Raw genomic sequence first — 13286 nt, 5'->3', positions numbered from 1 at the left:
TGAATTTACCGGATATGGCATTGACCAATGACGCGTGGCAGGAATGCATGACAGATGAACAGATGGAAGACATCATTCAAAAATATCTTTCTAATCTCAAAAAAAAGATGATGAGTCTGGATATCAGAAACAAAAAGAAAAAAAGATTTTATTTCTCTCCGGAAAATGAAGAAGTTCCGGAAAGCTCGGAGAATATAAATCCACAGGCAGTGCGACGGATACGGGAATATGTGGAACTGAATTACGGAAAATCGTATCTAAGTGAATCGGAGCAGGCCAGAGTCAACCGGAAATTTTGTACAGGAATCCATAAAAACTGTAACCTGTATCTTACAGATGGAATATTACAGAGCCCTGTGATTAAAAATAATCAATACCGTTTTTCTCAGCTTCAGTTTGAAAAAAATAAAGCCTATTATGGAAATAATCACTGGATCATTAAAAGAAATATTTCTGTGTTGGCAGAGTCACTGAAACGGGCCTTTATAATCCGAAAGGATGATTTTGTCAGCAGATCTGATGCAGGACAGCTTGTTCCTGAGAGATTATGGAAAATTGGAAGAACAGACGATGACAAGTTATTTAATAGAAAAAAGAGATCTGACGATTCTGAGTTTGTAATAGACGTCCTGATTGATTCCAGTGGTTCCCAGGCTGACAGACAGGCTCAGGTAGCGGCGCAGGGATATATTATCAGTGAAGCATTAAGCCAGGCAGGAATTCCTCATCGGGTGACAGGATACTGTGCTTTCTGGGGATATACAGTACTTCAGAGATTTCGGGATTATGAAGATCCAAGGGAAACAAATGAAAGAATCTTTCAATTTCGTGCATATGCCAATAACAGAGATGGGCTTGCACTGAAAACAGTCGGTTCCTCTCTCATGGAGCGACCGGAAAAAAATAAGATTTTAATCGTATTAAGTGATGGAAAACCCTGTGATATGAGCATACAACGACCAGGAACCCGCCAGCCCAAGATCTATGACGGAGAAAAAGCTGTGAAAGATACTGCATATGAGGTACGTCGGGCCAGAAATCAGGGAATTTTCGTAATTGGTATTTTTGCAGGGAATGAAGAAGAGCTCTCCGTGGAAAAGAGAATCTATGGAAAAGACTTTGCCTATATTCGTAATATCAGCAATTTTTCCCGTATAGTAGGAACTTTTTTACGAAGACAAATTGATATGGAATGAAAATGGAGGAATCACTATGGGTAAAATTGAATTTTCCAATTGCCAGGATGTAAGAAATCAGAAAAGGATACAGGAATTAGATTGTCCACGCTGTCATGAACCGGGAGGCATTGAAGCCTTTGTGAAAGACGGGATACTTGCAGAGGACGGAGTATGTGATAACTGCGGATATATTCTTCCAGAAGGAACAGAACTGGAGGAAGTGGAGTAAGACAGTTTGAAGTATGGTCATATGTAATGCTTATTATTTAGAAAAAAGAAAAGGAGTAAAGATAGAGATGAAAATAGCAGTTTGCGGAAAAGGTGGATGTGGAAAAAGTACAGTAACCAGTCTTTTGGCTAAGGCTTTAGCCAGACGAGGAAAAGAAATTTTGGTAATTGATTCCGATGAATCTAATTATGGTCTACACCGACAGCTGGGTATGAAGCTTCCCAGAGATTTTACAGACTATTTCGGTGGTAAGCAAAATGTTTTAAATGATATGATGTTATCAAAATTTACTCATCAGTTTTTTGAGGAAACCTGGACTATAGATGATATACCGGAAGATTATTATAGTCTGAAGGACGGTGTAAAACTGATGACCAGTGGAAAAATTCATCAGGCAAATGAAGGGTGCTCTTGTGCTATGGGAACTGTTATGACTCAATTTATCCAAAATCTCAGGCTTACAGAAGACCAATTTGCGCTAATGGATATGGAGGCTGGTATTGAACACTTTGGACGTGGAATTGATAACGGTGTAGATTTGATATTGATAATCATAGATCCATCCTATGAATCCCTACAGCTTTCCAAAAAAATCGGGGAATTATCGGAAAGTATTCAAAAACCATTTTATTACGTTCTCAATAAAGTAACAAAAGAGAATCAGGAAATGATGTATGAAGCTGTATGGAATTCAAGTCGAGTCGCTGTATCTCTTAGTGCGGATCCTGGTATTATGGGAGAGGGACTGATGGGGAAAGAACTATCAGAAAAACCAGATGCTATTGAAAACTTAACAGAATTTCTACTTTCTATTTAACAGAATAAGGAGATTTAGGTGGGTATAGGATGATACAGATTGCAATTGTGGAAGATGAAGAAATTTACGTAAAACAATTAACAGAGTATATCCGGAAATATCAAACGGAAAGGGGAAGATCAATAAAGGTTACGGTATTTGGTGATGGAGAAGATATAGATGATCAGATTAAAAAATCAAGTACAAACAAATAAGTATATTCCATCTTGGGCGTAATTTAAGTTTCGCTAAGTTTCACTCATATAGGTGTCTGTGCACAGCTCGGGAATAAATTCCCTCGCTGTCGGGCTGTCGCCCTATACATTTCCATGAAAAAGCCCTCTTTACCAAGCAAGCTTGAACGAGGGCTTTTCACGTAAATGTGCATGGCTCGTAGCGTTCACACAATCTTCACAAAATAATTAGCACTCGCCTCTTGACAGTGCTAATAATAAGTGTTATATTACAGCTAGAACAAAGGAAGAGGGATACAAAGAGAGGAAAAGAAGAAAACCTCCGGTATCCGGAAGCCTTTCCGTTCCAAAGAAACAGGTAAACAAAAAGATCCGGTGAAAAGAAAAACCGGAGAAAAAGCATGGATCAGGTTCCATGAGAAGAATAAGAAGGAGCGATGACTTATGTTAATGCCTAGTATTTTTGGAGAAAATTTATTTGATGACTTTTTCAACGATTTTCCGTTCTATGATTATGACAAAGAGATGAAGAATACAGAAAAGAAACTGTATGGCCGCAAAGCCAGCCATGTGATGAAAACAGATATTCGCGAGCTGGATAATGGCTACGAGGTAGTGGTTGACCTTCCGGGCTTCACGAAAGATGAAGTTCAGGCCACACTGGAAAATGGTTATCTGACCATCAGTGCAGAGAAAGGTCTTGACAAAGACGAGAAAGAAAAAGAGAACGGCCGTTACATCCGCAAAGAGCGTTACGCAGGTGCATGCAGCAGAAGCTTCTATGTAGGTGAAGATATTACCGAAGAGGATATCAAGGCTGAATTTAAACACGGTCTGCTGAAACTCTTCGTACCGAAGAAGGAAGCAAAACCGGCTGTGGAGCAGAAAAAGACAATCTCCATTGAAGGATAAAAGAAAAAAAGCAAAAGCGTTTGCCGCCCGGGAATGTTAAAATTCCCGGGCGGCAAAATTTTTATCTTTTCCGGTACATCCCGAGGGAAAGAATCCGGAATACGCGGGCGGATATACGTGATTTTCGGATTCGGAAAATAAATTGTATACAATAATGTACTTGCTATTTGGGAACAGGTCGGATACAATAGGCGTGACAATTACAAAATGAGAGAACTCGTATCAAAAGGAGAAATCATGAAGAAAAGAAGAAGCGTACTTGCGCTGCTTTTAGTTGCAGCTCTTACTGTTGTACTTGGCGGATGCAGGATGGCAAGGATGGGAAAGCAGATTCTTCCGATACCACAAGTTCTCAGGTATCAACGGAATCAACCCCGACAGGGGAACCTGTTATGGGAGGTTCCATCACGGTAGGAATTCCTCAGGACATTGAGGATAGTCTTGACCCACACAAATCTGTTGCGGCAGGAACGAAAGAAATCCTATTCAATATTTATGAGGGCCTTGTAAAGCCCGATGAAGAAGGAAATCTGAACGATGCGGTGGCAGAGAGCCATTCGATCTCGGAGGATGGAAAGGTTTATACCTTCAAGCTCCGGAATGGTGTCAAGTTCCACGATGGAACGACCGTCACTGCAGAGGATGTAAAATATTCAATCGAACGCTGTGCGGGTATCAACGGAGACGGAACGCCTCTGGTAGAGGCATTTTCCAATGTAGACAAGGTTGAAATTCCGGACGAGAGCACGATCGACATCTATTTAAAAGAGGCAGACACTGAGTTTCTTGCCTATCTGACGGTGGCGATTGTACCTGAGCATGTGGAAGATCTGGAAGCAGATCCGGTCGGAACAGGCCCGTTCCACTATGTATCACGGTCCCCGCAGGAAAATATTGTCCTTGAAAAATTCAGCGATTACTGGGATACGGAAAATCAGGCGTATCTGGACAAGGTAACATTTCGAATTGTCAAGGACAGCAATGCAGTCGTAACAAACCTGAAATCCGGTACACTGGACATGTATGCACGTCTCAGTTCCACACAGACAGCGCAGCTTGCCGAAGATTCCGATTTTACGATTTATGACGGCGGTATGAACCTGGTACAGGCGCTGTATCTGAACAATGCCGTGGAACCGCTCAACAATGTGAAGGTGCGCCAGGCGCTCTGCTATGCGGCAAATCGTCAGGAAGTGCTGGATATGATTGCAGACGGAAAAGGAACGATCATCGGAAGCAGCATGTTCCCGGCATTTGGAAAATATTATGTGCCGGAACTGTCAGAGCGATATAATCAGGATATTGAGAAGGCAAAAGAACTGTTAAAAGAAGCCGGATACCCAGATGGATTTGAGCTTACGATTACAGTGCCGAACAATTATCAGCAGCATATCGATACAGCCCAGGTTCTGGTAGAGCAGCTTAAAGCGATCGGTGTTACTGCCAAAATTCAGCAGGTCGAGTGGGACAGCTGGCTGTCGGATGTATATGCAGACCGGAAGTTCCAGTCCACGGTTGTCGGCGTTGACGCGGCATATCTGACCGGACGCGCGTTGCTGGAACGGTTTACCTCAACATCATCCAAGAACTTTATCAACTACAGCAACGAAGAGTATGATAAACTGTATCAGCAGGTTAAGACCAGTACGGATGAAGAGGAGCAGGTTGAGCTTTACAAAAAAATGGAAACACTGCTCTGTGACGATGCGGCAAACCTGTATATCGAGGATATGGCATGCGAGGTTGCACTTCGGAGCGATTTTGCGGGCTACCAGTTCTATCCGCTGTATGTGCAGGATATGGCTAAAATTTACAAAGTAAAATAAAAATCAAATTATAGGGGACTCAAAAGGCAGAGGGAAAAGAAAAACTCTCATTCAATTGTCAAATGCTGCCGGAAGAGTCCCCTGTAATTATTAGTAGAAATCCCGAAAATATGTTAGGCTTGACTTTTTTTCCGACACTGCCTACTATAGAAAAAGACAGGGAAAACGTAAGGGCTCCGCGGCAATGCAGGAGGCCTTTTTTTAAAAGAAGGGGGAACCATGACAGATTTTCTGGTAAGACGTTTTGTAAAAGATTATGAGAAAACCGACAACGCGGATGTGCGCACGAGCTATGGCATTTTGTCAAGCATCGTGGGAATCTGCTGCAACATTCTGCTGTTTACGGCAAAGCTGCTGATCGGTGCTGGAATGAACTCTCTGGCGATTATGGCGGATGCGTTCAACAACCTCTCGGACGCGGCATCGTCTGTGATCAGCTTCGTCGGTGTGAAGATGGCAAACAAACCAGCCGACAAAGAGCATCCGTTCGGGCATGGGCGGATCGAGTATATTGCAGCGCTGATCGTTTCGTTTCTGGTTATTGAAGTCGGCTTTACGTTTTTAAAGAGCTCCCTGGAGAAAATCCGCAATCCGGAAGAGATCACATTTCAGATGGTTCCGTTTTTGATTCTGGTGCTCTCGGTTGGTGTAAAGCTGTGGATGGCGCTTTTCAACCGAAAACTGGGAAACCGCATTCAGTCGAAGGTGATGCTGGCAACGTCGGCGGATTCCATGGGTGACGTGATCACGACGAGCGCAACGATCGCTTCTACATTGATCTGCCATTTCCTTTCGGTTAATATCGACGCAATCGCAGGACTTGTTGTGGCGGTACTCGTTATGTGGTCCGGTATTTCCATTGTAAAAGATACATTGGAACCGCTGATCGGGCAGGGCGCGGATCCGGATCTGTATGCACGGATCATGAAAGAGGTTGCTTCCTATGAAGGAATTGTAGGAACCCATGATCTGATTGTCCACAACTACGGGCCTGGCAGAAGTATGGCATCGATCCATGCGGAGGTGCCGCGAGATGTCGATATCGAGGTATCGCATGATATTATCGATCGCATTGAACATGAGGTCGGTGAAAAATTGGGGATTCTGCTGGTCATCCACATGGATCCGGTGGAGATCCACGATGCGACGGTTCTTGCGACAAAGGAGAAGGTAAGAAACGTAATTTCCATTCTCGATCCGGAGCTTTCCTTCCACGATTTCCGTATGATCAACGGGGCGGAGAAAAAGAAGCTGATTTTTGATCTTGAAATCCCGTATTCTTATAAGAAGAAAGACTGTGATCGCGTGATCGGGCAGATCGGGGCGCTGATGAAGGAAATGGATGAGAAGTATGAATGTGTCGTCAACATCGACAAAAAATACGTGGCGGGAGAGTGACAACGGCCGGGTTGAGCCGTCAAATCCCTTCCAAAATGTTCCAAAAGTCAGTTTTTTGAAAAAAATAAAAAAATTTCAAAAAAGGTGTTGACTTTTCTCTTGCGATAGTGTATTATACATTTTGTCGCAAGGCAATGGCTATCGCCAAACGGTAAGGCAACGGACTCTGACTCCGTCAGTTCCTGGTTCGAATCCAGGTAGCCCAGCTCATTGAAAGGTCTCAGGTCTCGTACCTGAGGCCTTTTTCGATGCTCAAAAACAAATACAGCAGGAGGAACGAAACGATGAAGTATTCCTTTACGAGCAGAATCCGCTACAGCGAAATCGGTGAGGACGGAAATCTCACTCTGCCGGGGCTGATCAATTACTTTCAGGACTGCAGTACCTTCCAGTCGGAAGCGATCGGCGAGGGCGTTGCGGAGCTCAAAAAACGAGGCTGCGCCTGGGTGCTGTCCGCGTGGCAGATTCATGTGCGCCGCTATCCATCCCTCGGTGAAGCGGTAAAAATCACTACATGGGCGAGCGGCTTCAAAGGATTTCTTGGCATGCGTAACTTCACGATGGAAACAGAAGACGGCGAAATGCTCGCCTGTGCCAACTCCATCTGGTCTTACGTCAATATGGAAACGGGTCATCCCGTCCGTGCACCGAAAGAGACGACAGACGCCTATGGCATTGACGATCCGATCGACGAGGATTTCGGCGAGCGCAAAGTGAAAATGCCGGAAGCAGATTTCATCGGCGAACCGTTCCCGGTGCGGCCGCACAACCTCGATACGAACCACCACGTCAACAACGCACAGTTCATTTCCCTTGCCGGTGAATGCCTTCCGAAGAACTTCACCGTGCGCCGGATGCGCGCCGAATACAAACAGCAGGCGCACCTCGCGATGTCCTGCATCCGTTGCGCGCTGAGACGGAAAACGGCTGTTTTATCTCGCTGAACGATGAAAAAGGACAGCCATACGTAGTTGTGGAATTTCAATGATTGTGGTACAATCGGAAAGAATAAGATACGAACGTAATAAACACAATGAGGAAAGGGGAATTTGCCATGAGAGCGCAGAACCTTACACTGTTAACCGATTTATATGAACTTACCATGATGCAGGGCTACTACGAGAACCCGTCCGATCAGATCGTGGTATTTGATGCATTTTACAGAAAGAATCCATGTGGCGGCGCATACGCCGTATGTGCAGGACTTGAGCAGGTAATCGAGTATGTCCGCGATCTTCACTTTTCACCGGATGACATCGACTATCTCCGTTCCCTCCATATTTTCAACGATGATTTCCTGGAGTATTTAAGAGGCTTCCATTTCACCGGAGATATCTATGCGATCCCGGAAGGAACCGTCGTATTCCCAAGAGAGCCGCTCTTAAAAGTTGTCGCTCCGATCATGGAGGCACAGCTTGTAGAGACCGCGATTCTGAACATGATCAACCATCAGAGCCTGATCGCGACGAAAGCATCCCGCGTTGTTTACGCGGCAAAGGGCGACGGCATCATGGAGTTTGGACTCCGCCGTGCGCAGGGACCGGATGCCGGCATTTACGGCGCGCGTGCTGCCATGATCGGCGGCTGCATCGGAACCTCCAATGTCCTGACAGGACAGATGTTTGATGTTCCGGTCAAGGGAACCCACGCACACAGCTGGATCATGAGTTTCCCTGATGAATACACCGCATTTAAAACGTATGCGAAACTGTATCCGGAAGCATGCATTCTTCTTGTAGATACGTACGATGTTCTCGAATCCGGCGTTCCGAACGCCATCCGCGTTTTCAAAGAGATGAGAGAAGCGGGCCTGCCGATGAAAGGCTACGGCATCCGTATCGACAGTGGTGACCTGGCTTACCTGTCGAAAAAAGCATATCAGATGCTCGAGGCAGAAGGTTTCGGCGATGCCATCATTTCCGCATCCAGCGATCTCGACGAGTACCTGATCGACAGCCTCAAAACCCAGGGCGCGAAGATTAATTCCTGGGGTGTCGGCACAAATCTGATTACCTCCGGTGACTGGCCGGCATTCGGCGGCGTTTACAAGCTGGCAGCAGCAAAAGATAAAGATGATGCAGAATTCATACCGAAGATCAAGCTGTCCGAGAACTCCGAGAAAGTAACAAACCCGGGCAATAAGACGATTTATCGTATTTATGATAAAGAAACCGGAAAGATCCGTGCCGACCTGATCTGCCTTGCAGACGAGACCTTCGACGAGAGCAAAGATATGATCATCTTCGACCCGATCGAGACCTGGAAAAAGACGAAGATCAAAGGCGGAACCTACACCTTACGCGAGCTCCTCGTTCCGATTTTCCAGAAGGGCGCATGCGTCTACACTTCTCCATCCGTCATGGAGATCCGCGACATCTGCACCAGAGAGAAAGATACCCTCTGGGAGGAGTCCAAACGTCTGGTCAATCCGCATGAGGTTTACGTGGATCTGTCCGACAAGCTGTACCACATCAAGAGCGACCTGCTCGAGGAGATGAGCATGAAGGCTCTCGGCGAGCAGTAAGAAAGGAAGTCAAATGTTAAATATAGGAAGAAAGCAAAAGCTGGTAGTAGTAAAGAAAGTAGAATTCGGTATTTATCTTGGGGAGACCCGGGAAGCAGGCGAGAAGGAACGTGTTCTTCTGCCGATCAAACAGGTGCCGGAAGGAACAAAAGAGGGAGATGAGCTGGAAGTATTTCTGTACCGCGATTCCAGCGACCGTCTGATTGCGACAACCAGAGAGCCGAAGCTGGTGCTTGGAGAGCTGGCTGTCTTAAACGTAGCTGCTACCGGAAAGATCGGAGCATTTCTGGACTGGGGTCTGGAAAAAGATCTGTTTCTTCCGTTTAAACAGCAGACCCGCCGCCTCCATCCAGGTGATGAGGTTCTGGTTTCCCTCTACATCGACAAGAGCGACCGTCTCTGCGCAACGATGAAGGTTTACCATTTCCTGAAAACCAATTCTCCGTACGTCATAGGCGATATCGTAAAGGGAAGAATCTACGAGATCAGCGGAAACTTCGGCGTTTTCGTTGCTGTTGATGACCGCTACTCCGGCCTGATTCCAAAGAGAGAAGCACAGGCAGACTATCATGTCGGCCAGGAACTTGAGTGCCGCGTTACAGAAGTCAAAGAGGACGGAAAACTCTCCCTGTCCGCACGCGGAAAAGCGTACGAGCAGATCGCAATCGATGCAGAGAGCGTTCTTTCTGTGATCGAGGAATTTGCAGGTGTCCTTCCATTTGATGACAAAGCATCACCGGAAGTGATTCAGAGAGAATTCGGCCTCAGCAAAGCAGCATTTAAGCGCGCGGTCGGCCATCTGATGAAAGAAAAACAGGTTGTCATCCGCGACGGTAAAATCTGGACGGCAGAAAAAGCAAAATAAGAAAAAATCGGGCACTGGACAGGAAACGCATCCTCTCCGGTGTCCGTTTTTTTGTGTCAGACAGCAGATAAAATTTTGAAGTTTTTTCTGCGCCCGGTTTGCGGTTGCGCGAAGAGAGGATTGCGCTTATAATATGATCTATATGACAAAAAATGACACAGGATCTGATGGAGAGCGATGAAGAAAAAGAAAAGTAAGAAAAAAACATCTTTTATTTCCAAAACCGCAATGACGGTTTTGACGATCATTCTGATTATTCTGTTTTTCTGCATTATGTCGATGGTCGAGAAAATACAGGGAACGGCCCGCGTTGTCAACTATGCCGGTCTGGTGCGCGGAAAAACGCAGCGGATTATCAAGCTGGAGGATGCGGGAGAACCGCAGGATACGATGATTGCAGACATCAACGCTTATATCGACGGTCTGCGGAACGGAAGCAGCGAGCTGGATCTGGTGCGCCTGGATGACCGGGATTTTCAGGATAAGATGACTGAGCTGGCATCGTATTTTGAAGAGCTGAAGGCAGAGATTCTGCTGGTGCGTGAAAAAGGATATGAGAATACCGCGATTATCGAAAAGAGTGAGACCTTTTTCAAAATCTGTGACGAGGCGACGGGCCTTGCGGAAGCGTATTCGCAGAGAATGGCGTCTTCGCTGAAGAAGCTGGAGCAGGTGGTAGTAGGAGATATCATCGGTCTGGTGTTTGTCATCGGCATGGAGCTGATCAAGGCCGTCCGCTATGCGGCGGTGAACCGTATTCTGCAGAAGAAAGTCTATCTCGATGAGGCGACGGGCCTGCCAAATAAAAATAAATGCGAAGAGATTCTGGAGGGAAGCGACGGAGGAGAAGAAAATTCCGGCGTGTATGCGGTCTGCGTGTTTGACCTCAACAATCTGCGCACGATCAACAACAGTCTGGGTCACGACAAGGGAGACGAATATATCCGTTCCTTTGCCGTTCAGCTTCGAAAAGCAGTCCCGGAGGAGTATTTCGTCGGAAGAAACGGCGGAGATGAGTTTCTTGCCATTCTGCGCGGACTGAACCGCGAAGAAGTGGAAGCGTGCATGAATCACATCCGCACGCAGACGGCAGAATATTCCCGCCAGCACCCGGAGATGCCGATCAGCTACGCCGGAGGCTATGCACTGTCCACGGAATTTGAAGACTGTGATATCCGGGAACTGTTCCGCCATGCGGACCAGAACATGTATATCGACAAAAACCGCGCGAAGATGGAAGAAGCCGCCGCAGAGCGGAAGATCAGCCTGGAAGCGCTGGACGTCGTAAAGAAAAAGGGATACCATTTTTCCAACTGTATTTACTGCAATGCAAGACAGGACCAGTACCGGATTCTGCGTGCCGTTTCGGGCTTTTTCCTTGCCGAGGACGGCAGCTATACCGGTGCGGCCGAGCATATTGTGCAGGGCATCACGGATGAGGAAAAGAGAAAGGAAACGCGTAGAATGCTGGATCTTACCCATCTGAAGGAGTGCTATCAGAAGGGAGAAGAGAGCGTAGAAATTCTGTGCGAGTATCGGGAGGGCAGCGAAGGGGAAGCGCTCTGCCGGGGAAAAGTCACCATTCTGTTCTACGACGCGGCCGAGGATGGCGGACTGCACCATTTTCTGATGGGCTTTGAGCGGTTCCGCTCCAATGGGGAAGCTGCTCGGAATGAAAAAGAACAGCTCGACCAATACTATGAACAGATGAAACAGTCGATCATTGAAAACAGCCACTACGCCGAGGCACTTCTCGAGACGGCCGAGGCCGTGTTCGCCGTTGATCTGACGAATGATTCGCTGGAGCAGATTTTTTACCACAGCGGGCAGAAGAAATTTGACCTCAATATAGATCTGCCGTGTTCCTACGAGAAATACTGCGGGGAATGCAGTGCGTTTGTCGCGGAGGAGACATTGGAATCATACCGCATTGTGGATTCCTCGAAGAAACTGCTGCAGCGCTTTGAAAACGGAGATAAGCAGGTAGTCGTGGAGTATCAGGAAACAGATGAGTCCGGCAGAAGAATATGGCTGCAGAAGACGGTTCTTATGTCACAGGATACCGTCTACGACCGAAAGACAAAGCGGGAGAGCGTTGTGGTACACGGCATGATCCTTTTCCGTGATACGTCAGAGTTCCACAGCCGGGAAGAGAGGGAGAAGATACAGCTTCAGGATGCCTTTAGAGCTGCAGACAGTGCAAGTCGTGCAAAAACAGAATTTATGAACCGCATGAGCCACGATGTGCGCACGCCGATCAATGGCATTATGGGCATGCTGGATATCATCCGCAAAAACCGGCAGGATGAGGCAAAAGTGGACGACTGCCTCGATAAAATCAATCTTTCCGCAAGCCATCTGCTGGCACTCGTCAACGATGTGCTCGATATGAATAAGCTGGAGTCCGGAAAAGAGACGATCGAGAGCGCTTCTTTTGATCTGACGCATCTGATGGATGATGTGGCATCCCTTGTCAATGCGCAGATTACGGAGATGGGCATTACCCACCGTATGCACCGCGGTGAGCTGACGCACACGAGACTGATCGGCAGTCCGCTGCGCCTGCGGCAGATTATGCTGAATCTCTTCAGCAATGCAATCAAGTACAACAAGCCGGGCGGAACGATCGATACGTATGCGGGCGAAGTCTCCTGCGACGGAACCCGGGTCGTCTACGAGTTCCGCATCATGGACAGCGGCATCGGAATGAGCAGCAAATTTATCGAAAAAGAGCTGTTCCATCCGTTCACACAGGAGAAGTCCGGTGCGAGAACGCAGTACAAGGGAACGGGCCTTGGCATGTCGATCGTCAAAGAACTGATCGAAAAAATGCAGGGCACGATCGAGGTAACGAGCCAGCAGGGCGTCGGAACGACGTATGTATTCCGGCTTCCGTTTTACATTGACTGCGAGGGACAGCGGATTCAGGAAGTAAAGACACGGATCGCAGGAAAAGAGCTTGTCCGTTTCCACGTTCTGCTTGTCGAGGATAATGAGATCAACATGGAAATCGCCGAGTTTTACCTGACCGATCACGGTGCGACGGTGGAAGAGGCATGGAACGGCCGCGAGGCGGTCGAAAAGTATGCGGCGAATCCGCAGAAATTTGATGTGATTTTAATGGATCTGATGATGCCTGTGATGGGCGGTCTTGAGGCAGCGCGGCAGATCCGCACCATGGAGCTTCCGGAAGCAAAACAAGTCCCGATCATCCCGATGACGGCGCAGTCTTCCGAAGAGAGCAAAGAGGGATGCCGCGCGGCGGGCATGAACAGCCATCTGACCAAGCCGATCGAGCCGGACAGCCTGGTGCAGACGATCTTGGAGACAACGGAACATGCCTTTGGAAAATAGAGGAGAAAAC

Annotated in this window: 10 protein-coding genes, 1 tRNA gene and 1 pseudogene; all 12 read left to right on the top strand. The window is 47.2% G+C overall.

The window, feature by feature from the left end; all coding sequences use genetic code 11:
• Positions 1 to 356 precede the first annotated feature (356 nt).
• The 12 genes and pseudogenes from DW965_RS19565 (at position 357) to DW965_RS02840 (ending at position 13276) form a co-directional block, all read left to right on the top strand.
• Positions 357 to 1196 (top strand): cobaltochelatase CobT-related protein, encoded by an 840-nt coding sequence (locus tag DW965_RS19565; RefSeq protein ID WP_243036295.1) that lies wholly within the window; start codon positions 357 to 359, stop codon positions 1194 to 1196.
• A gap of 16 nt (positions 1197 to 1212) precedes the next feature.
• Positions 1213 to 1407, top strand: a complete 195-nt coding sequence (locus tag DW965_RS02890; RefSeq protein ID WP_055226254.1) for a hypothetical protein — start codon at positions 1213 to 1215, stop codon at positions 1405 to 1407.
• Between the two features lie 67 nt (positions 1408 to 1474).
• On the top strand, positions 1475 to 2224 hold the full coding sequence (locus tag DW965_RS02885) for an ATP-binding protein (protein ID WP_055226331.1): 750 nt from the start codon (positions 1475 to 1477) through the stop codon (positions 2222 to 2224).
• A 29-nt stretch (positions 2225 to 2253) separates the two neighbouring features.
• Positions 2254 to 2418 carry a hypothetical protein gene (locus tag DW965_RS02880; RefSeq protein WP_238061730.1) on the top strand — a complete coding sequence of 55 codons (165 nt, stop codon included), beginning with the start codon at positions 2254 to 2256 and terminating at the stop codon, positions 2416 to 2418.
• A gap of 423 nt (positions 2419 to 2841) precedes the next feature.
• Positions 2842 to 3309, top strand: coding sequence for an Hsp20/alpha crystallin family protein (locus DW965_RS02875; RefSeq protein ID WP_117801853.1), 468 nt, complete (start codon positions 2842 to 2844; stop codon positions 3307 to 3309).
• A gap of 392 nt (positions 3310 to 3701) precedes the next feature.
• Entirely contained in the window at positions 3702 to 5135 is a 1434-nt protein-coding gene (locus DW965_RS02870) for an ABC transporter substrate-binding protein (protein WP_330420828.1), read from the top strand.
• A 219-nt stretch (positions 5136 to 5354) separates the two neighbouring features.
• Complete coding sequence (locus DW965_RS02865; protein WP_117761884.1) at positions 5355 to 6533, top strand: cation diffusion facilitator family transporter; 1179 nt, start codon at positions 5355 to 5357, stop codon at positions 6531 to 6533.
• Between the two features lie 134 nt (positions 6534 to 6667).
• Positions 6668 to 6736: transfer RNA gene (locus DW965_RS02860), tRNA-Gln, on the top strand.
• A gap of 81 nt (positions 6737 to 6817) precedes the next feature.
• Positions 6818 to 7521, top strand: a pseudogene (locus DW965_RS02855) (acyl-[acyl-carrier-protein] thioesterase).
• A 66-nt stretch (positions 7522 to 7587) separates the two neighbouring features.
• Positions 7588 to 9057 (top strand): nicotinate phosphoribosyltransferase, encoded by a 1470-nt coding sequence (locus DW965_RS02850; protein ID WP_117761883.1) that lies wholly within the window; start codon positions 7588 to 7590, stop codon positions 9055 to 9057.
• A 13-nt stretch (positions 9058 to 9070) separates the two neighbouring features.
• Positions 9071 to 9922 (top strand): CvfB family protein, encoded by an 852-nt coding sequence (locus DW965_RS02845; protein WP_117761882.1) that lies wholly within the window; start codon positions 9071 to 9073, stop codon positions 9920 to 9922.
• 177 nt (positions 9923 to 10099) lie between these two features.
• Positions 10100 to 13276 carry an ATP-binding protein gene (locus DW965_RS02840; RefSeq protein ID WP_117761881.1) on the top strand — a complete coding sequence of 1059 codons (3177 nt, stop codon included), beginning with the start codon at positions 10100 to 10102 and terminating at the stop codon, positions 13274 to 13276.
• Positions 13277 to 13286 lie beyond the last annotated feature (10 nt).

The organism is Blautia sp. AM47-4 (genome assembly GCF_003479865.1).
GTDB classification, from domain to species: Bacteria; Bacillota; Clostridia; order Lachnospirales; family Lachnospiraceae; genus Fusicatenibacter; species Fusicatenibacter saccharivorans.
Note: the sequence above shows the minus strand (reverse complement) of the source record. Positions and strands in the feature narration are given on the sequence as shown.